A 21,104-nucleotide genomic window follows, 5' to 3' on the forward strand; every position below is an offset into this window, starting at 1 on the left:
CCCGCTATGCATCGCCAGGCCGCAGCATGTCCCTTCCCCCCAGCTCTCCCGCCGACCGCCCGGCTGTCTCAGGGCGCGCGCTCTGCGTGGATCTGGACGGAACCCTGCTGAATTCGGACATCCTCTACGAGTCCCTGCTGGCACTGCTGGCCCGCAATCCGCTGTACGTGTTCATGCTGCCGCTGTGGCTCCTGCGCGGCAAGGCCGCGCTGAAGCGCGAACTGGCCGCGCGGGTCACGCTCCCGGCCGAGACGCTGCCCTACAACGAACACGTCCTGGAGCTGCTGCGCACCACGCCGCAGCGCCCGCGCGTGCTGTGCACCGCCTCCGACCAATTGCTGGTGGCGCCGATCGCCGCGCACCTGGGCCTGTTCGAAGAGGTCATCGCCAGTGACGGGCAACGCAATCTGTCCGGCCGCAACAAGGCCGATGTGCTGGTGCAGCGGTTCGGCGAAGGCAATTTCGACTATGCCGGCAATGGCCGCGTGGACCTGCACGTGTGGGACAAGGCCGGTGGCGCCTGGGTGGTCAACAACGGCAACGGCTTGCGTGCGGCCGCCGCACAGCGCACCACCGTGCATGGGCACTGGCCGGCGCCGCCGCGCGCCCGCGCCTGGCTCAAGGCGCTGCGCCTGCACCAATGGCTGAAGAACCTGCTGGTGTTCGTGCCGCTGCTGACCTCGCACCGTTTCCTGGAGGGCGAATCGGTGCTGCAGTCGGTGATCGCCATGGTGGCGTTCGGGCTGTGCGCCTCCGGCGTCTACGTCCTCAACGACCTGCTCGACCTCACCCCCGACCGCCAGCATCCGCGCAAGCGCAAGCGGCCGTTCGCCGCCGGCCGGCTGCCGCTGCTGCAGGGCCTGTTCGCCGCGCCCGCCCTGACCGTGGCCGGACTGGCCCTATCGCTGGCCTGCAACCTGCAGTTCACCCTGGTGCTGCTGGCCTACTACGTGATGACCCTGGCGTACTCGCTGCGGCTCAAGCGCATCGTGATGATCGACGTGGTGCTGCTGGCCGCGCTGTACACCGTGCGCATCATCGGCGGCGCGGTGGCCATCGACCTGGAACTGTCGTTCTGGCTGCTGGCGTTCTCGATGTTCATCTTCCTCTCGCTGGCGCTGCTCAAGCGCTATACCGAACTGCACGCGATGCTCGGCAGCGGCAAGACCAAGGCCAGCGGGCGGGCCTATTCGGTGGAAGACCTGGTGCTGCTGCAGTCGATGGGCGCGGCGGCCGGCTACATCGCGGTCATGGTCATGGCGCTGTACATCAACAGCCCGGAAAGCGTGCAGTTGTATCGGCATCCGAAGCTGCTGTGGCTGATCTGTCCGGTACTGCTGTACTGGGTCAGCCGGGTCTGGATCGTGGCGCACCGCGGCGACATGCACGACGACCCCATCGTGTTCGCCGCCACCGACCGGGTCAGCCAGGTGGTCGTGGTGCTGTGCGGACTGTTCGCGCTGAGCGCCATCTGATGGCCGATGCCGGGCAGTCCTGGGGACGCTACCCGCACGCGACGCAGACGCTGCTGCCGATCGCCGACCGGGCGGCCACCCTGCCGGCCTTCGCCGGCAACGCGCTGCCACGTGGAAACGGCCGCAGTTACGGCGACAGCTGCCTCAATCCGGACGGCACCCTGCTGTGCGCGCGCGGTCTGGACCACTTCATCGGCTTCGACCCCGCGTCAGGCCGGCTGCGCTGCGAGGCGGGAGTCACGCTCGCCGAGATCATCGATCTGGTCCTGCCGCAGGGCTGGTTCCTGCCGGTGACGCCGGGCACCCGCTACGTCACCGTGGCCGGCGCCATCGCCAACGACGTGCACGGCAAGAACCATCACCGCACCGGCAATTTCGGCCACCACGTGCTCGCCTTCGAGCTGCTGCGCAGCGACGGCAGCCGTCGCCTGTGCACGCCGGACGCCGATGCCGACGGCTGGTTCGCGGCGACGGTCGGCGGACTCGGCCTGACCGGGCTGATCACCTGGGCGGAGATTCAGTTGCGCCGCGTGCCGAGCCCGGTGCTGGAGACGGAGAACATCCGCTTCGGCTCGCTCGACGAGTTCTTCGCGCTGTCCACCGCCTCCGCCGACAGCCACGAGTACAGCGTCGCCTGGATCGACTGCCTGGCCAGCGGCCGCGCCCGCGGCCGCGGCCATTTCACCCGCGCCGATCATTGCGCCGGCCTGCCCGATGAGCGCCCGGCCTCGCCCGGCAAAGGCCTGGCGATGCCGTTGACGCCGCCGGTCTCGCTGGTCAACACGCTGTCGCTGCGCCCATTCAACGCCCTGTACTACTGGCGCCAGCCCGCGCGCAGCAAGCGCCGGCTGAGCCACCTGCTGCCGTTCTTCTATCCGCTGGACGGCATCCGCCACTGGAACCGCATGTACGGCCCGCGCGGCTTCCTGCAGTACCAGTGCGTGCTGCCGCCGGCCACCGCACGCGACGGCGTGGACGCGCTGCTGGCGGAAATCGCCCGTAGCGGCAGCGGCTCCTTCCTGGCCGTGCTGAAGGAGTTCGGCGACCTCCCCGGGCGCGGCATGCTGTCCTTCCCGCGCCCGGGTACCACGCTGGCGCTGGACTTCCCCAACGATGGCGCCGACGTGCTTCGCCTGCTGGAGCGGCTGGACCGCATCGTCGACGCCGCCGACGGCGCTCTGTACCCTGCCAAGGACGCGCGCATGTCTGCCGCCTCGTTCCAGCGTGCCTATGCCCGCTGGCAGGACTTCAGCCGCTATCTCGATCCCCGCTTTTCTTCCGGCTTCTGGCGCCGGGTCACGGAGTGAACATGCAACGCGTCCTCATCATCGGCGCCACCTCGGCGATCGCCGAGGCCACTGCCCGGCACTACGCCGCGCGCGGCGCGGCCCTCCATCTGCTCGGCCGCCAGGCCGCGCGCCTGGGCGCCATCGCCTCGGATCTGTCGGCGCGCGGCGGCAAGGCCAGTTGCGGCGTGCTCGACGTCAACGACAGCGCCGGCCATGCGGCGGCCTTCGATGCCGCATGGGCCGCGCTGGGCGGCGTCGACGTGGTGCTGATCGCCCACGGCACGCTGCCCGACCAGGCCGCGTGCGATGCCTCGGTCGACCTGTCGCTGCGCGAGTTCGCCACCAACGGCACCTCGACGATCGCCTTGTGCGCCGCGCTGGCGCCGCGCCTGCGCGCGGGCGCGACGCTGGCGGTGATCTCGTCGGTGGCCGGCGACCGCGGCCGCGCCAGCAACTACCTTTACGGCAGCGCCAAGGCCGCGGTCAGCGCCTACCTGAGCGGCCTCGGCCAGCGCCTGCGCCCGGACGGCATCAATGTGCTCACGATCAAGCCGGGCTTCGTCGATACGCCGATGACCGCCGCCTTCAAGAAGGGCGCGCTGTGGGCCAAGCCCGACCAGATCGCCAAGGGCATCCTGCGCGCCGTCGACGGCCGCCGCGCGGTCGCCTACCTGCCCGGTTTCTGGTGGGCGATCATGTTCGTCATCAAATCCATTCCCGAATTCGTTTTCCGCAGGATCAAGCTCTGACATGACCGACAAACACGCCAAGATCGTCATCACCGGCGCCGCGGGACTGGTCGGGCAGAACCTGATCGTCGAACTGGAGCAGCAGGGCTACACCCAGTTGGTGGCGATCGACAAGCATGCGCACAACCTGCAGATCCTGCGCGAGCTGCACCCGGCGGTACGCGTGGTGGAGGCGGATCTGGCCGAGCCCGGCGGCTGGGCCCGCGAATTCGAGGGCGCAGCCTGCGTTGCCCAGTTGCACGCGCAGATCACCGGCAAGACCACCGACCTGTTCACCCGCAACAACCTGACCGCGACCGCGCACGTGCTCGACGCCTGCCGCGCGGCAAACGTGCCTTACCTGGTGCACATCAGTTCCTCGGTGGTGAACTCGGTGGCCAAGGACGACTACACCAACACCAAGCGCGCCCAGGAAGAAATGGTGGTCGCCAGCGGCCTGCGCCACTGCGTGCTGCGTCCGACCCTGATGTTCGGCTGGTTCGATCCCAAGCACCTGGGCTGGCTGTCGCGCTTCATGGCCAAGACGCCGGTGTTCCCGATCCCGGGCGACGGCCGCTTCATGCGGCAGCCGCTGTACGAGCGCGACTTCTGCCGTTGCATCGCCAAGTGCATCGAACGCGAACCCGAGGGCGATGTCTACGACATCGTCGGCGATACGCGCGTGGACTACGTCGACATCATCAAGACGATCAAGCGGGTCAAGAAGCTGCACACCCTGATCGTGCATATCCCGATCGGCTTCTTCGCCTTCCTGCTGCGCGTGTACTCGCTCTTCAGTTCCAAGCCGCCGTTCACCGCCGACCAGTTGAATGCGCTGAGCGCCGGCGACGACTTCAAGGGCGTGGATACCGAAGCGGTGTTCGGCGTGCGCCAGACGCCGTTCGAAGACGCGATCCGCGAAAGCTATACCGACCCGCGCTACAGCCACATCGTGCTCAAGCGCTGAACCGTCATACGAGACCAGAACCATGAGTACATTCGCGATCGTCGGCAGCGGCCCCATGGGCCTGATGGCTGCCATGGAACTGCTGAAGACAGGCCATCAGGTCGACGTCTACGAACGCGACGACCGCATCGGCGGCATGTCCGCGGACTTCGATTTCGACGGCCTGCGCATCGAGCGCTACTACCACTTCATCTGCAAGACCGATTTTCCGCTGTTCAAGCTGCTCGAGGACCTTAAGCTGTCCGACCGCCTGCACTGGACGGACACCAAGATGGGGTACTACTACCAGGGCAAGCTGCACAAGTGGGGAACGCCGTTCGCACTGCTCGGTTTCCCGCACCTGGGGTTGGTCGACAAGATCCGCTACGCCCTGCACGTCATGCACACCAAGGGCATCAGCGACTGGACTGCGCTGGACAAGGAAAACGCGCGCGACTGGATCACCCGCTGGATCGGCCCCAAGGCCTACAAGGTGATGTGGGAGAAGGCCTTCGCGCTGAAGTTCTTCGAGTACCAGAACGACCTGTCCGCGTCGTGGATCGGCACCCGCATCAAGCGCGTGGCACTGTCGCGGCGCAACCTGTTCAACGAAAGCATGGGCTATCTGGAAGGCGGTTCGGCCGTGCTGCTGGAGCGTATGGCTGCGGAAGTGACGCGCCTGGGCGGACGCATCCTGCTGTCGCAACCGATCGAAGAGGTCGCCTCGGTCGATGGCAAGGTCACCGGCATCCGCACCCGCGACGGCCATCATGCCTACGACGGCGTGGTGTCGACGGCACCGATCCAGTACGTGCCCGGCATGGTGCCGGGCCTGCCCAGGACCTTCGCCGACCAGGTCGCCGCGATCGAGAACATCCCGGTCGCCTGCGTGATCCTGAAGCTGTCCAAGCCGGTCAGCGAGAACTTCTGGATGAACATCAGCGACGAGCGGATCTCCATCCCCGGCCTGATCGAATACAGCAACCTCAACCCCGGCAAGGGCCCGGGCGAGCACATCGTGTATGCGCCCTACTACATGCCCAAGACCCATCCGAAATGGCAGTGGAGCAACCAGCAGCTGATCGACGAAGTCATCAGCTACTTGCCGATGATCAATCCGGACTTCAAGCCGGAATGGATCCGCGCCACACATTGCCATCGCTACGAGTACGCGCAGACCATCTGCCCGCCGGGGTTCCAGGACATGCTGCCGCCGATGAAGACGCCGCTGGCGGGCTTCTACATGGCCGATACGGCCTACTACTACCCGGAAGATCGCTCGATCAACGAAAGCATCGACGTCGGCAGGCGCCTGGCCGAGGTCGCGACGACCGCATGATCAGCAAGCGGTTCTTCTTCTTCCTGCTGTCCGGCGGCATCGCTGCCGCCGCCAACTTCGGCTCGCGCATTCTCTTCAGCCATTGGCTGCCGTATGCCGCCGCAATCGTGCTGGCCTATCTGGTCGGCATGACCACGGCCTTCATCCTGATGCGCAAGCTGGCGTTCAAGGAAACCTCCAACACCCAGCGCACGCAGATCGCCTGGTTCGTCGTGGTCAACGCCGTCGCCCTGCTGCAGACCCTGGCGATCAGCCTGTTGCTGGCGAAGTGGGTGTTCCCCTGGCTCGGCATCCGCTATCTGGACGAAACGATCGCCCACGCGATCGGCGTCGCCGTGCCCGTAGTAACCAGCTACCTCGGCCACAAGTACCTGTCCTTCAAGAACTGATCCGCTTCCCGCCTTGCCGCTGTATGGCGGATGGCCTTCGACCTCCGCGCCATCCGTCACCGAGCAGGTATGTCATGACGTTTTCTTCCCAACTTTCCCGGCAAGGCGTCATGCGTTTCGCAAGGAGATTCCTGGTTCCCTGGCTGGCGCTGACGTTCTTTCTGGGAGCGTTTTACCACTGGTCCGGATTGAACATTCAACCGTTCAGGGCCGAGTCCGGGCGCTTTATCGCCTGGGCGCACAGTGGTGACCTTTCGGAGTTTCTCGACACCCATATCTATGCGTCGTACAGCGGCCACTACACGCCACTGTATTTCGCCGCCGAACTCCTGCAAGCAAGGTGGTTTGGCGCCAGCGAGCAGTTATGGTTCTGGCGGCAGATACTGCTGCTCGGCCTGCTCGGCACCGCACTGGCGTCTTTGGCACGCACGACGCTGGATGCCCTGGGCACGGACCGCAACGTGTCCCGGATGGCGAGCTATCTGCTCGCCGTCGTATTCTTGCTGCAGCCGGCGATTGCAGAGATGGTGACCTGGCCGTTCATGGCCGGACAGTTCCTCTGTCTCGCCTGCGCAGCGATGGGCCTGCGTTATCTGATCCGCGCCAGCGGCCTGGGCGACGAGCACGCCTTACCGTGGGCGATGGCCTGGAGCTACGCCTCGATGCATTTTCTCGGCGTGGGCTTCGTGATCAGCGCCACCACCCTGATCACCTGCTGCGTGCTGATGTGGAGTCAGCGGCTTCCGCATCGTCTCTGGCGCATCATCGCGATCTTCACGGTGCTGACGGCCCTGCACGGCGCCATGATGACCTATGGTGCGCCCACCCAGGAACTGGCGGTGCCGCTGCAGACATTGGTGAAACGCTTCGGCGCGCTGTACATGGGCCTCGTGCATGGCGGGCTGCAGTCGTTATGGGCCAGTGGACGCTTCCGCTGGCCGGACGTGGAAGCCTTCCCGGTTGATGCCATCTACGGCCTGGCGCTGCTCGCCGCACTGCTTGCCTCCGCAATTGCCTTGGCCCAGCGTGCGCGCGCGCAGTCGCGGCCATCACTGATGCTGGCCAGCATCGTGGTCGGCTTCCCAAGCCTCGCACTGGCGCTGTATAGCGCGCTTCCGGTGCTGCGGACCAAGGGAACCCTGGACCCGCACAGCCTGGACGGCTACCTGTTCGGCACCCGCTATCTGATCTTCGCCACCTTTTTCGCCTACGTGCCGATCAGTGCGCTCGTCGGCATCGTGGCGCGCAAGCTCGGAAAGCCGATGCTGGTGCCGCTGCTGCTCCTGTCGCTTGGATCGGCGGCAGGTACGGCGGCCTTCATTCGCGTCATCATTCCGCAGATCTGGCCCTACCTGCTTACTCCCTCGGACGTGCTCTGGGCCAACGTCGTCAAGGAAGCCGAGGTGCAGCAGCAGACACTGGGCTACGTGAAGGATCGCCCGTTAACGGAACTGGATCGCGAGTTCAATCCGCCCATGCACCTGTATGCGCCGCTCATCGAGCAGGATCTGGGTTGCACCAAGTGCATCCATTTCAAGAACAATCCCTGACCACAGATTCCCGCAGTTCCAGATCCTTGGCCGATCAAGCCAGCGCCTGCACGCGATACGTCCGCGATACAGGGTGCATGCGCGCTCAGGCACACACAAGGCGTACCGCAGCACAGGAAGTTGGCAAGAGTTGGCGCCGGATCAGGCACCATCAAAGGCGTTGACGGCGTATCCGCGGCACGCACGGACAGATGATCGGCCACAACGGCAGGAGGCAGCGCGACGTGCATGCGAGGCACCCCGACGAAGGAGATGCCCCGTCCATGCGCGTCGGCCGGAATGCGCTAGCGCTGATACAGCATCAGATTAAGCACCTTGCTCTCCGCATTGCCGTTGAGCATCAGCGACTCCTTGCCCTGCGCCGGATAGATCCAGACGACCAGCTTGTCGTCCCCGGACTCCCGCGCTAGTTCGTAGCGCACCACGCCACCGGTCTGGCGCATGGCAAACTCGGACTCCAGCGTCACCGCCAGATAATCGTTGTCCCTGGAGCCGGCGAGGTCCGCACGCCCGATCGTGCAGCGCTCATCCTGGCAGAGCTTGAGCGAAATCTTGCCCTGCGCGGCACCACCGCTGTTGCCGATCTGCACAGCGGCTCGCTTGATCTGCAGAGTGGCCGGAGGCGCAAATGTGCCGGCAAGCACCTGCCGATCGTTCAACGGGATCGCAGCATTGGAGGAGTCGTCCAACGGAACGCGGACGGAGACGTCACCTGCCGCGAGGTACTTTTCGCATTCGCTGGCAGGATACTGCCTGCAGCCGGCCAGCACCCACAGGACGGAGGCCATCGCCAGCATGGAACGCACACGCATTTCGCTTCTCCTCGATTTCCACGTCAGGCCGATGGCAGCAAGGCGCGTGCCCGCACCCACAACAAGCCAAGATTGAGCAATAGCTGAAGAATCACACAGGCTAGCGCGACCCGATGGTTCATCCGTTCCTGCATGAACTTCATCGCGAACACGCACAACACGATACCGATGGCCTGCAGGCCATGGACCGCAGGAATCGCCGGCGCACTGAACACGCCCACCAGCAGTGCACAGGGCAAGAGCACGAAGGCGAAGAGTTCCTTGGGCCGGCGACTGCCGTAAATCCATGCGCCCGCATACGCCTGGGCAATCAGCAACACGCCCATAGCACCGGTGATGGACACCAGTAACTCCTGGAAGAGTTGATTCGGCACCAACGGATAGGTTCCGAGATACATCGGCAGGAATGTCCGGGCCGCGTTGGCGACGCGGATCCAGATCAGATCTATCAGGCTCGCCGAGCTCAGCAGGTTCTGCGCCACCAGGTCCGACGGAATCTGCAAGTACCACCGCGTCCACAGCCACCAAGGCAGCACGCAGGCGGCCAGCGCCAGCCCATAGGCAATCACGTTGCGCACGCACTGTGGCTTGAATCCATCGCGCAGCAGGATGTACAGCCCGAAACATCCGGCAAAGACGATCGCGTAGGGGTGGGACCAGTACGCCATGCCCGCCAGCACGCCGGCGACGAAGGCAGAACGCCGCGACAGCAAGGTGTAGGCACCGAGGATGAGGAAGAAGCCGCCCAGGGATTTCGGCCAGGTGAACAGGGTCTGTGCGATGAAGTACGGGCTGCTGACCACAAGCAGCAATCCGGCCAGCACATACGCGCCGCGCAGTCCGGCGCGCATGAGCAACAATGCCGCACCGAGCAACAGCGTGCTGTTCAACACGATGCCGACAGCCAGAAACTGCCGGAACGCGTCGTCGTCGCCCAGACTCCCGACGTCCGGCCAATCCTGGCCGACATAGCTGAATCTGGGCAGGGCACGCGCCTGCTTGGCCGGCGGATCCAGGACGGCACGGAACGGCACGTTCACCAGCGACATCAGAATGGGGCGGTTGGACAGCTCCTGCCCGGGCATGAGCGGCCGCTCGAACGCGAACTGGATGTCCCGCAGCAGGAACTCGCTGGACAAGTATGGCAAATAGTTGTCGGCCGGAAACGCTCCCATCATCACTTGCACCTTGACGTGCAGATGGTGGTTCTTGATCACGTACGGCCCATCCGGCAACTCGCCGGGAAAGCGCACCGGCATCGACACGATCGCCATGCACGACAGCGCCATGCCGATCCACGCGGCGAAGCCAAGGACGGTCAGCCGCCAACGCCCCGCCAGCAGCTTGCCGAGCACGCCGTGGCGATACCACTGCCAGCAGGAGAGTGCGTACAGCAGCGCGAACCCGATGCAGGCATTGAGCCGGTTGTCGCTGGGAAGCGAGACGACGAATACGCCAAGCGCACCATGCCCGACGACGCCGACAGCGACGGAATACGCCAGCAGTTCCAGGCCGTGCAGCCGCCGTCCGGCCTCGGTGAGCGACAGCAATCCCGCCCCCACGCCGAGCAACGACAACGCCACCGCGACGCAAAGCGCCAAGCTTCCCCACAACTCCACTGCCACGTTACTGACTCCTCACGTACGCGCCCCACGTTCCCCATGGCCGAAGATCGGCCGTTGGCCAAGCCTCGGCCTCCCCGTCAACGACCTGCCTGCCACTCCTGCACATGCTGCAGCATCGTCTGCGCGCGGTGCAGATAGGTATGTTCGCGCAACGTACGCTGCTGGGCCGCCGTGGCGATCGCCAGGCAGCGATTGCGATCGCCGGCCATGGCCTCGACGCACTCGCGGAACTCGCGCACGGAGTTGTAGAGCAGGACCTCGGTGCCGGGCGTGTAGTAATCGACGATCTCCAGGCTTTCGACGAAGAACAGCTGGGTCGTACCGGCCATCGCCGCCTCGAAGGTGCGCGGGCCCGGCGTGGAGGGATCCAGCTTGAAGCGGTCGTTGGCGTAGTGATAGTCGCGCCCCATGTTCAGCGTGATCCACGCGCGCGCATACCGATCCGAGAGCTCGTTGTTGGGCAGGCGCTGATTGCGGCAGAACGGCAACTCCGACTCCGGCCAGCCGTCGCCCAGCACGACCGCAGCGTGCTCCTGCAACGGCTTTGCCAGATCGCGCAGCAACTTGATCCGGTTGCCGAAGGCGACGCCGCAGAAAAAGATGTTGACGTCCTTCGTCGCCGAGATCGGACGCCAGTGCGCCCGTTCGCTCGCTGCCAGTGGCAGATGGAACGCGCGCGGATGGTCGTAATGCTCGGCGCACCACTTGTCGTTGCTGAAGACCAGATCCGCAACGTCCCTGATCTTGTAACTGAAATCGAATTCGTAGGGATCGTCGTGCAGCCAGAACACCAGCGTTGCGCCGGTCTGCGCGCAGTAGCGCTTGATGCCGCTGTAGTCGGCATCGTCGGGCATGCAAGAACCGAAGCACACCACCAGCTCCGGCCTGGCCGACCAGGCCTTGGTCGCTGCGTGCTCGAGCGGCACGTTCACCACCAACTCGATCCCACGCAACTGCCAGAAGCCTTCGGCCACGTAGCTGCGCAGCACCACGTTGCGATTCTGATTGTCCGGCGAAGCGCCGCAGACCAGGACGCGAGAGGGCATGCTCATTTCGCAGCTCCAGAGAGGCGGCGCACGACTTCGGAGGCGAGCCTGCGTGCCGTGTTCATCGCGCCGTTCTTCCTGAAATACCGGTATAGCCGGCGCACTCGTCCCGGCTCTGGCGTCGGCACCAACTGCGCAACCTCGTTCACCACGACGGTCGCACCTTGCGGCTGGATGGTCCACTCTCGATCCATCAACAACACGCCGATCTCCTTGAGCGTATGCCCACGCGGCGGGGTCCCTGCGTCACGCGCGCGCCACGGCGGTAACTGCGCCAGCAAGCCGTGGTAGAGCCCGCTGAGCCACTGCATGTGTTCCTGGTGACCGACACCGAGCCCGGCATGCACGTTCGCGCGCACGCGCTCGACCTCTGCGCGATCGACGATCAGCCGCCGGACCAGCGAGACGATGGCGCCAGACTCCCCCATTGGCAGCTTGAATCCGTTGAGGCCATCGGCCACCCGCTCGCCGAGTGCGCCGGTGTCCGATACGATCGGCACCAGCCCCGCGCTCCACGCCTCGGACAGGCTGATGCAGTAGGTCTCGGGCCAGATGGAGAAATGCATCGACATCGAGAAGCCGGCCAGTATCTGCGGCAGGCTGCCTGGGCGGTAGGCGCCATGCACACGCAGGTTCGGGATCTTCAGCACGTTGAAGATGTCGTTGTACGGCTCGGAAAGCCGCCCGATCACCGTGAATTCGACATTGTCCGTACGCAACTGGTTGAAGGCATGGACCAGTTGGTCGCCGCCCTTGTTCTTGGTGAAGTTGCCGACGATGGCGATCCGCAGCGGCGCATCCGGCATTTCCGGCGGGTGCTGCGGCACCTTCGCACGCTCGTCGCCAAGCGGCATCGGCACGCCCATGACCCGAAGCTTCTCGCTTCCTTCCAACAACGGATACATGGTCCTGAACAGCGATGCCACGCCCTCGGTGTTGGCATGGAGCGCGTCCATCGCCAACAACATGCGGCCGAAGAAGGCCCTGCGCTTGGCCTGGCTTCCCGCTCCAAGGCCATGCGCCGCGTTCAAGCACACATCGCAGGTCTCCGCCGGCAGCGCGGGGATGTTGCAGTACACCCCGCGGTAGTCCAGCAGGTTGAAGCGCGAGCAGACGACGTAGTAGTCATGCAGGCTCAACACCGCGGGAATTCCGAGCGCCGACGGAATGAAGCCGAGAGATGGCACATGGCCGATCAGATGCTGGAAATGCACCAGGTCGATCCGGAACTTCTCCAGCAACCTGGAGAACACCTGCTCGCGTTCGGGGCAGGACAGCAGCGAGTCGTCGAGCGTCGAAGCGCAGTCGAAGCTCTGGACCACCTGCATCGCCTCGTTGTACACCACGTAGCGCATGCCAACCGGCGTCACCGTCCGATCGGGAACGTAGAAGAACAGCTCGAATTCGTCCCCGATCGCCTGGCGCACGGAATCCTGATAGACCTCCACGCCGCCATAAGGCTCCACGCCGAGTATGTTGTGCGACACCATCATGATGCGCCGGCGCGCCTTGGGCGCCGGCTGCAGCGAAGGCACCGACACCGGCGCCACCGCCAGCGCCTCCAGTTCGGCGAACAGTGTCTGCACCCGATTGGCGTACAGGTGTTCGGTCATGGCGCGCTGCTGCGCGGCGCGCGCGATCGCCAGACGCTCCTGCGGATAGGCCAGGTAATGCTCCAGCTTCTGGATGCACTCCTGCACGCTGGAGAAACCGACGTACTCCTTGCCTTCGGTGAAGAAGTCGTCCACCCGAATTTCGGGGATGGAGGTATCCACCAACTGGAAGCCACCGGCCAACGCCACTTCGAAGAAGCGCGGTCCCGGCGTATGTGCGACCGGATCGTTGCCCGAGGAGGAGAACGCACGGTGCAGGGTCAGCACCGAGCGGCTGCGATTGGCGAACTTGGCGAACTCGGTGTTCGGCGTGCGCCAGTCGTATTCGCTGAGCTCCATGCCGAGCTTGGGCGCGGGGATGTACGGATTGGCGGGCAACGCCAACTTCAACCGGATATCGGGAATCGCGGCCTGCAGCTTGCCGAGAAACTCCGACCGGTTCGGCCAGGCCGTGCCCGCGAAGAACAGATCGTAGAAGTAGTGCCCGTCGTCTGCCTCGGGCAGTGCATGGAAATGAAAATGCTCATCCGCGGCGAAGGGCAGATGCCGTCCCTTGGCGCCGTATCCAGCGACGCTACCGGCATCGTTCGTGAACACCAGATCGAACAGATCCGAATTCTTCACGTTGATGCTGCGCTCGTAAGGATCCTCGGTGACCCAGAGCACAGCGCGACCGCACACATCCACCAAGCGCTCGACCACCGAGCGATCCAGCTCCTCGCCGTCGAAGGCGAGCAGCAGGTTGCATCCATGCCGCTGCGCCTGCGCGATGGCCGATCCGTAGTCGGCCTTGATCATGCATTCGACACCGCCGTGTTGCTCGAGCGCCCTGGCGATGGCCAAGCAAATGTAATGGTTGGGATTACTCCGCTTGGTGTCGAGGAGCAGGACGCGCCATGGCTTCATCAAAAGTTCCGGGTACGAAGATCCGTGCGCGCGGATCGATTACCACAATATTAACATCATTGAGCACCGGTGAACATTCGCTTCATCGCCCGCAACGGCGCCATCAGGCGCCAGCTGAACGAGGCGCGCATCCGCTCCAGCGCCACTTCGTGCTGCTGCTTTTCCGCTTGAATGCGCTGCATTTCCGCCTCCTTGGCCGAGAGCATTTCGGTGAGCTGCACCAGCTCTTCCTGAAGGCGCCCCATCAACACCGGGACTTCCGCCACCTTCGCCGAAAGCTCAGCGCTATGCGTCACTTCATTGCGATAAGCGATGGCCTGTTCATCCAACTTCGATTGCAAGGCGGCATGCGTTTCGCGCAAGCCGGCAAGCTCGGCGGAGATGTCGCCCTTCGCCGCTTCGCTCTCGTTCAACAATCCTGCCAGCCTGCCCTGCTCCCGCGCGAGCGTGCCGATGTCCAGCTTGGTCGAGATCAGCTGCCCGACATGCTCGAACAGGCGATTGATCAGGATCGGCGCACCGTCAACCGCAGTGAATGCGCAAAGCTGGCGCAGCGCCTCGGGCTGGTCCTCGCCCACCAGCAGCACGCCCAGACCATGGGTGTGGGTGAATTCGAACGACGGATAGCGCTGGCGGATCTCCGCCCAATAGCGCCACACGCCGAAATCGCGCTCTCTGACGTTGATGTCATGGAACAGCACCACCGCACGCTTGGATAGCTTGCTCGCCCAGGTTTCGAAATCGTTGCGGACCGCGTCGTAGGTATGCAATCCATCGATATGCAGCAGATCCACGCTGCCGTCCTCGAAGTACTCCACCGCCTCCTCGAAGCGCATGCGCATCAAACGCGAAAAATCCGCATAGTTGCGCTGGTGGTAGTCCAGCAACGTAAAGAACACCTCGTCGCCGTAGACGCCCGCGTGCTCGTCGCCTTCCCAGGTATCGACGGCATAGCACTTGGCCTGGACAGCGCAGCCTTGCACCGCCTGACAGAACGCCAGGTAGGACGCACCACGATGCGTCCCCAGCTCGACCAGGATTCCCGGGCGCATTTCCTCGATCAACCATCCGGCGAACGGAATATGCCCCATCCAGGCACTTTCCGGAGTGCACTGCGGATGCAGGAACATCGTATTGTTAATAGGAAAATTGATCACGATTGTGCTCCGTACACGACATTCCCGAAGGGATATGCACACTACGCATCACGCTGGATGCGCTACTGGAACTGGGCGATGAAGGCATCGACATCGTCCTTGCATAGCAGATGCTGGCAGGCATGGATCTTTTCGATCGGCCAATCCCACCAGCGGATGGCGAGGAGCGCTTCGATCTGCTGTTCGGAAAAGCGTTTCCGGACGAATTTGGCGGGATTGCCGGCGACGATCGCATAAGGCGGCACATCCTTCGCGACCACGGCACCCGCGCCGACAATGGCGCCATCGCCAATGCTGACGCCGGACAGCACCATCGCACCGTGCCCCAGCCAGACGTCGTTGCCAATACGGGTCGGCCCCTTGTTGGCCGGGAGGCCGTCGCGCTTGGCGAGCGGATCGCCAAAGGCGATGCGCAGCGGGAACGTCGTCACCCAGTCGCTGCGGTGTTCGCCACCACCGAAGATGACCACATCGTCGGCAATCGAACAGAACGCGCCGATGGCAATGGACTCGTCTTCGGCCCACACCTTCAGGGCCGGCGTGCCATAGGTGAACCGTCCCACGCTGATGCGCGGATCGTCGCTGCTCAGCAGCGCGATCCTGCTTTGGTAGGTATCGCTCATTGGGATTCCGCCACCTTCATCTGCACCCGCTCGAACGGAATGCCGACCAATCCGTAGCGCAGGGACGGCGAAGACACCTTGAGGATCACCGCATCGTGCAGCCAGTGGTGCTGCGTATTGGTCAGAGGATCGCCTTCGGCGACGGAGACCGTCATCGAGTAATCCCCGTTCGGCAGCAATGGCAGGTGGAAGACGAACTCTGCTTCCAGCAGATTGCCTGCGGCCACCTCCAGCGGCGGCTGCACATGGGTGAAGGTGTGCTCGCCGAACAGCGATTGCCCCAGGCTGTCCTTGACGAAAAAGCCCAGGATGGGACTCTTCATGTCGCGATGCACCTGAGCGACGATGCGCAGCGCGACATGCTCGCCACCAAAGAAATACGGCCGGCCTGGATCGTCGAGGTTGGTGAGCACCACAGACGCGATGCTGGCGGCACCCGATTGCCAGCCATCGGAGTGGGCGATGTTGTCGAACAGCTCGAGCTTGATCTCCTCCACGGGCTTGGCCACCGGACGCGGGCCGATGACCTTGCCTTCGCGCTGATCGAGCGCCTGCAGCTTCACCTCGTCCCCATAGCTTTCCTGCGCGCAGTACTCGATGTAGGCCTGGGTGGTTTCCTGCGCTGAGGCATGCATGCGCATCACACCCTTGTCCAGCCACAGCGCCGATTGGCAGAAGCTCAGGACCGAACCGGTATCGTGGCTGACGAACAGCAGCGTGCCGCGCTCGCGGAAGGCGCGCAGGAAGCGCATGCACTTCTGCACGAACACCGCATCGCCGACCGCCAGCGCCTCGTCGACCACCATGATGTCGGCGTCCACGTGTGCGATCACCGCGAACGCCAGGCGCACGTACATGCCGCTGGAATAGACCTTGACCGGCTGATCGACGAAATCACCGATGTCGGCGAACGCCAGGATGCGGTCCAGGCGTGCCTCGATCTCCGCATGGGTCAGGCCCAGGATGGACGCGCTCATGAACACGTTCTCGCGCCCGGTGAACTCGGGGTTGAAGCCCGCGCCCAGCTCCAGCAACGCGGCCACGCGCCCGTTCACCTGGATCGACCCGGACGTCGGCGACAGCGTGCCGCAGATCATCTGCAACAGGGTCGACTTGCCCGAGCCGTTGCGGCCGATGATGCCCACGGTATCGCCACGGCGCACCTCGAAGGACACGTCCTGCAGCGCCCAGAATTCCTTGAAGTACTTGCGCGAGGCAAGGCCCAACGAACGTCCGACCCGCGGAAACAACGCCTGCTTGATGCGGTCGTGCGGTTTGTCGTAAACCTGATAGCACTTGGAGGCGCCAGAGACGCGAATCGCCAATTCCGACATGATGGACCTTTGAAATCGAAGCGAATGCTTCAGCGAGCGATTAGACGACGTCCGCGAAACCGCGGCGTACCAGTTGGAACCAGTAGTAGCCCACGTAGGCGACGACAAGGCTGCCAATGGAATATTTGAGCAAGCCCATCCAGTCCGGCGGCAGCCCCCACATCAAGACATTCCGGGACTGTTCGATGATGAAGGTCAGCGGATTGAGATAGATCCACTTGCGCATGCCTTCCGGCAGCGAGGTGATCGGATACAGCGCAGGGCTCATGAACAGCAGCACGGTCGCCAGCAGGCCGGTGATCTGGCCGATGTCGCGGTAGTACACGCCCAGCGCGGCGAAGAACCAGGTCACTCCCGATGCGACCATCACCAGCGGCGCGATCACCAGCGGGAAATAGAGCACCGTCAGCGGCAGCCGATGCAGCAGCAGGAACTGCGCGATCAGCAGGACCGACAGGGTGATCAGCATGTGGAACAGCGACGAGGCGACCGCCGACCAGGTCAGGATCTCCAGCGGGAACACCACCTTCTTGACGTAGCTGGCGTTGGCCAGGACCAGCATCGGCGCACGGCTGATGCACTCGGAGAGGAAGCCGTGGACCATGATGCCGGCGAACAGGATGATCGCGAACTCAGCGCGGTTGGTTTCCACCGAACCGCCCCAGCGTGCATTGAACACGTAGGAAAACACGAAGGTATAGACCGCCAGCATCAACAGCGGATTGAAGAACGACCAGGCCAGGCCGGCGATGGAACCGCGGTAGCGGCCCAGCACCTCGCGCTTGGCGAGCTGGTAGATCAGCTTGCGGTGCTGCGCGAAGCTGCGCAGCGCCGATGCCGGCGAAAGAGAGTTGCTCATCAGGAAGTCGCCTCGTGGAACAGGTCAGTTGTGGCACACGGGCGCAAGCGCCTGCTCGAGGTCATGGCGCAAATCCCCCACATCCTCCACCCCCACGCTCAGCCGCACCAGCGCGTCGCTGATGCCGAGCTGCTCGCGCCGCGTGACCGGCACCGAGGCATGGGTCATCACCGCGGGGTGGTTGACCAGGCTCTCGACGCCGCCGAGGGATTCGGCCAGGGTGAACAGGCGGGTGCGTTCGCAGAAGCGCTTGGCCGCGTCGAAGCCGCCCTTGAGCACGATCGAGACGATGCCGCCGTAGCCTGCCATCTGCCGGCCGGCCAGGGCGTGCTGCGGGTGCGAGGACAGGCCCGGGTAGATCACCTTCTCCACCGCCGGGTGCGTCTGCAGCCACTGCGCCAGCGCCAGGGCGTTGTCGCAGTGCGCGCGCATGCGCAGCGGCAGGGTCTTCAGGCCGCGCAGCGCCAGGAAGCTGTCGAACGGACCCTGCACGCCGCCCACCGAGTTCTGCAGGAAGGCCAGTTGTTCGGCCAGTTCGGCGTTGTCGCCGACCACGGCCATGCCGCCGACCATGTCCGAGTGGCCGTTGAGGTACTTGGTCGCCGAATGCACCACGATGTCCGCGCCCAACGCCAGCGGCCGCTGCAGCATGGGCGAGGCAAAGGTATTGTCGACCACCACCAGCAGGCCCTGCTTGCGCGCGATCGCGGCGATGGCGGCGATATCGACGATCTTCAGCATCGGATTGGTCGGGGTCTCGATCCACACCATCTTGGTGGTCGGGCGGATCGCGGCCTCGAACGCGGCCGGGTCGGTCAGGTCGACGAAGCCGAACTCCAGCGCGGCGGTGCGCTTGCGCACGCGCTCGAACAGGCGGTAGCTGCCGCCGTACAGGTCGTCCATGGCGATCACGTGGCTGCCGCTGTCCAGCAGCTCGATCACCGTGGCCGTCGCCGCCATGCCCGAGGCGAAGGCGAAGCCGCGGCTGCCACCTTCCAGGGCCGCCACACAGCGCTCGTAGGCGAAGCGGGTCGGGTTGTGGGTGCGCGAGTACTCGAAACCCTGGTGCTCGCCGGGGCTGGACTGGGCGTAGGTGGAGGTCGCGTAGATCGGCGGCATCACCGCGCCGGTGGACGGGTCCGGGTGCTGTCCGCCATGGATGGCCAGGGTCGCCAGCGCCAGCGCAGGGCCGTCGCCATGGGGGTTCGACGTGTTGTCCGTCATGAGGGGTTACCGGAAAAGGGGCGTGATTCTAGCAGCGCGGTCTGAACGGCCCCATGCAGCGCGGGGCCGTGCCGACCGCAGGGATTACTGCACCCGGCGGCGCAGGTAGTTGAGCAGGTCGATGCGGGTGATCAGGCCGAGGAAGGCGCCCTCGTTCATCACGATGGCGACCTGGCCGCGGTCGAACACCGGCAACAGGGCCTCGATCGGCGATTTGACGTCCAGGCGGTCGAGCTTGCTGACCATGGCCGTGGCCACGGGGTCGCGGAACCGCGCTTCGTCGCCGTACACGTGCAACAAGACGTCGCTTTCGTCGACGATGCCGACCAATTGGTCGCCTTCCATCACCGGCAGCTGCGACACGTCGTACAGCTTCATGCGCTGATAGGCGGTGGTCAGCAGATCCTTGGGGCCGACCACCACGGTGTCGCGCTGGCTGTAGGGGCGCAGGATCAGGTCGCGCAGGTCGCCGTGCTGCGGGCGCTCCAGGAAGCCGTTGTCCAGCATCCAGTAGTCGTTGTACATCTTCGACAGATACTTGTTGCCGGTGTCGCAGACGAACACCAGCACGCGCTTGGGCTCGGTCTGTTCGCGGCAGTACTTCAGCGCCGCCGCCAGCAGGGTGCCGGTGGAGGAACCACCGAGGATGCCCTCCTTGGCCAGCAGCTCGCGCGCGGTGTGGAAGCTCTCGGCGTCGCTGATCGAATAGGCCTTCTTGACTCGGCTGAAATCGGAGATCGCCGGCAGGAAGTCCTCGCCGATGCCTTCCACCAGCCAGCTGCCGGACTTCTCGCTGACCGTCCCCTGCTCGATGTACTCGGTCAGGATCGAGCCGACCGGGTCGGCCAGCACCAGCTCGGTCTGCGGCGAGGCGGCGGCGAAGGCACGCGACAGGCCGGTCATGGTGCCGGAGCTGCCGCAACCGAACACGATCGCGTCCAGCCGGCCATCCATCTGCCGCAGGATCTCCGGGCCGGTGCCGAACTCGTGCGCGGCCGGGTTGTCCGGGTTGCCGAACTGGTTGATGAAATAGGCGCCGGGGGTCTCGGCGGCGATGCGCGCGGCCAGGTCCTGGTAGTACTCGGGATGGCCCTTGGCCACGTCGGAACGGGTCAGCACCACCTCGGCGCCCATCGCCTTGAGGTTGAAGATCTTCTCCCGGCTCATCTTGTCCGGGACCACCAGGATCAGCTTGTAGCCCTTCTGCTGGGCGACCAGGGCCAGGCCAATGCCGGTGTTGCCGGCGGTGCCCTCGACCAGCACCGCGCCGGGCTTGAGATCACCGCGGCGCTCGGCCGCCTCGATCATCGACAGGCCGATGCGGTCCTTGATCGAGCCGCCGGGATTGGCGCTCTCCAGCTTCAGGTACAGCTCGCACACCCCGGTGTCGAGCTTGCTGGCCTTGACGATGGGGGTGTCGCCGATCAGGTCGAGGACGGAGGCATGAATGGTCATCGGGTCCGAATGCGTCGCGCCGCGGCAGCGGCTGGACCGGCCATTATCCGCGCTCGGGGGTGGAAAGTCAGAGAATGCGCCCGACCCAGACGAAAAAGGCCGCGAACGCGGCTTCTGGAGGGGATGACGCGGACGGTGGCAAGCCGACGAGGAGGCCAGCCACCGCCCGCGACAAGGGGAAACGGGACGTCAGTGCGGCTTCTGCTCGTAAAGGCGCAGCAGTTTTTCCTTGGCGGCGAGCTTTTCGCGCTTCATCTGCGCCAGGGTGACATCGTCGATCGGCAGCACGCCGAGCTCGGCGTCCATGCACTTCTTGTCCAAGGTCTTGTGGCGCTGGTAGAGCTGCTTGAACTCCGGATCGGACTTGATCAACGCGTCGATTTCGGTCTGCGGTTGCCCTTCGAACATAGGAATAGCCTCCTTCAGCTGGAAACAAGAACGCCCCGGCCGCTGCGGCACGGGGCGTTGCCTGGGAGCGGAAGCGCGCGAGCCGCCGGCTGCACCGCCACACCGCCTGGAACCACGGTTCCTGCGACGTCGGACTGCGGTGCGCGCCACTGCGTCATCGGCTCGGACTCCTCCGTTGGCACCAGGCGGCGGGAGTGCCACCTGGAGTACCGACCCTACGCCTCCCCACCGCCGCGGACAAGAGAAGCAGGCCCGCTTTGTCGCATTCAGTTGCTCGGCGCTCAGGCCCAGGGAAAAACCCCGTTAAACGCCGACGCAAATGGGCA

The 21,104-nt window shown here is 64.7% G+C and carries 18 protein-coding genes; 7 read left to right on the plus strand and 11 right to left on the minus strand.

The features are described 5' to 3' along the window. Window positions 1-86: 86 nt before the first annotated feature. The 7 genes from ACP93_RS15705 (at window position 87) to ACP93_RS15735 (ending at window position 7,716) form a co-directional block, all read left to right on the plus strand. On the plus strand, window positions 87-1,475 hold the full coding sequence (locus tag ACP93_RS15705) for a UbiA family prenyltransferase (RefSeq protein WP_048491610.1): 1,389 nt from the start codon (window positions 87-89) through the stop codon (window positions 1,473-1,475). Beyond that, window positions 1,475-2,782: an FAD-binding oxidoreductase gene (locus ACP93_RS15710; RefSeq protein ID WP_048491611.1), complete on the plus strand. Its 1,308-nt coding sequence runs from the start codon at window positions 1,475-1,477 to the stop codon at window positions 2,780-2,782. Before ACP93_RS15705 ends, ACP93_RS15710 begins: the two co-directional genes overlap by 1 nt. Window positions 2,783-2,784: 2 nt before the next feature. Beyond that, window positions 2,785-3,513: an SDR family oxidoreductase gene (locus tag ACP93_RS15715; protein ID WP_048491612.1), complete on the plus strand. Its 729-nt coding sequence runs from the start codon at window positions 2,785-2,787 to the stop codon at window positions 3,511-3,513. Between the two features lies 1 nt (window position 3,514). Continuing rightward, window positions 3,515-4,459 carry an NAD-dependent epimerase/dehydratase family protein gene (locus ACP93_RS15720; protein ID WP_048491613.1) on the plus strand — a complete coding sequence of 315 codons (945 nt, stop codon included), beginning with the start codon at window positions 3,515-3,517 and terminating at the stop codon, window positions 4,457-4,459. 22 nt (window positions 4,460-4,481) lie between these two features. Beyond that, the gene (locus ACP93_RS15725) at window positions 4,482-5,777 is read left to right on the plus strand and encodes an NAD(P)/FAD-dependent oxidoreductase (protein ID WP_048491614.1); all 1,296 of its coding nucleotides are present in this window, start codon (window positions 4,482-4,484) and stop codon (window positions 5,775-5,777) included. Beyond that, window positions 5,774-6,166, plus strand: a complete 393-nt coding sequence (locus tag ACP93_RS15730) for a GtrA family protein (RefSeq protein ID WP_048491615.1) — start codon at window positions 5,774-5,776, stop codon at window positions 6,164-6,166. Before ACP93_RS15725 ends, ACP93_RS15730 begins: the two co-directional genes overlap by 4 nt. Window positions 6,167-6,240: 74 nt before the next feature. Continuing rightward, the gene (locus ACP93_RS15735; RefSeq protein ID WP_131721661.1) at window positions 6,241-7,716 is read left to right on the plus strand and encodes a hypothetical protein; all 1,476 of its coding nucleotides are present in this window, start codon (window positions 6,241-6,243) and stop codon (window positions 7,714-7,716) included. Window positions 7,717-8,000: 284 nt separating this feature from the next. Here ACP93_RS15735 and ACP93_RS15740 read toward each other — a convergent pair whose 3' ends face one another. The 11 genes from ACP93_RS15740 to ACP93_RS15790 form a co-directional block, all read right to left on the minus strand. Beyond that, the gene (locus ACP93_RS15740) at window positions 8,001-8,528 is read right to left on the minus strand and encodes a hypothetical protein (protein ID WP_048491617.1); all 528 of its coding nucleotides are present in this window, start codon (window positions 8,526-8,528) and stop codon (window positions 8,001-8,003) included. 23 nt (window positions 8,529-8,551) lie between these two features. Further along, on the minus strand, window positions 8,552-10,153 hold the full coding sequence (locus ACP93_RS15745) for a hypothetical protein (RefSeq protein WP_131721662.1): 1,602 nt from the start codon (window positions 10,151-10,153) through the stop codon (window positions 8,552-8,554). 77 nt (window positions 10,154-10,230) lie between these two features. Beyond that, window positions 10,231-11,145, minus strand: coding sequence for a CgeB family protein (locus tag ACP93_RS15750; protein ID WP_228136068.1), 915 nt, complete (start codon window positions 11,143-11,145; stop codon window positions 10,231-10,233). A 56-nt stretch (window positions 11,146-11,201) separates the two neighbouring features. Then, window positions 11,202-13,718: a glycosyltransferase family protein gene (locus ACP93_RS15755; RefSeq protein ID WP_048491620.1), complete on the minus strand. Its 2,517-nt coding sequence runs from the start codon at window positions 13,716-13,718 to the stop codon at window positions 11,202-11,204. 56 nt (window positions 13,719-13,774) lie between these two features. After that, window positions 13,775-14,875 (minus strand): class I SAM-dependent methyltransferase, encoded by a 1,101-nt coding sequence (locus ACP93_RS15760; RefSeq protein ID WP_048491621.1) that lies wholly within the window; start codon window positions 14,873-14,875, stop codon window positions 13,775-13,777. Between the two features lie 62 nt (window positions 14,876-14,937). Then, window positions 14,938-15,498: a CatB-related O-acetyltransferase gene (locus tag ACP93_RS15765; RefSeq protein WP_048491622.1), complete on the minus strand. Its 561-nt coding sequence runs from the start codon at window positions 15,496-15,498 to the stop codon at window positions 14,938-14,940. Beyond that, the gene (locus tag ACP93_RS15770) at window positions 15,495-16,832 is read right to left on the minus strand and encodes an ABC transporter ATP-binding protein (protein WP_048491623.1); all 1,338 of its coding nucleotides are present in this window, start codon (window positions 16,830-16,832) and stop codon (window positions 15,495-15,497) included. Before ACP93_RS15770 ends, ACP93_RS15765 begins: the two co-directional genes overlap by 4 nt. A 40-nt stretch (window positions 16,833-16,872) precedes the next feature. Next, complete coding sequence (locus ACP93_RS15775; RefSeq protein ID WP_048491624.1) at window positions 16,873-17,691, minus strand: ABC transporter permease; 819 nt, start codon at window positions 17,689-17,691, stop codon at window positions 16,873-16,875. Window positions 17,692-17,715: 24 nt separating this feature from the next. Further along, entirely contained in the window at window positions 17,716-18,915 is a 1,200-nt protein-coding gene (locus ACP93_RS15780) for a cystathionine gamma-synthase (RefSeq protein ID WP_048491625.1), read from the minus strand. 84 nt (window positions 18,916-18,999) lie between these two features. Then, window positions 19,000-20,370: a pyridoxal-phosphate dependent enzyme gene (locus tag ACP93_RS15785; protein ID WP_048491626.1), complete on the minus strand. Its 1,371-nt coding sequence runs from the start codon at window positions 20,368-20,370 to the stop codon at window positions 19,000-19,002. 189 nt (window positions 20,371-20,559) lie between these two features. Then, window positions 20,560-20,778 carry an HP1242/YdcH family protein gene (locus tag ACP93_RS15790; protein ID WP_010340228.1) on the minus strand — a complete coding sequence of 73 codons (219 nt, stop codon included), beginning with the start codon at window positions 20,776-20,778 and terminating at the stop codon, window positions 20,560-20,562. Between the last annotated feature and the right edge of the window lie 326 nt (window positions 20,779-21,104).

Source organism: Xanthomonas sp. NCPPB 1128, assembly GCF_001043115.1.
Lineage (GTDB): Bacteria > Pseudomonadota > Gammaproteobacteria > Xanthomonadales > Xanthomonadaceae > Xanthomonas_A.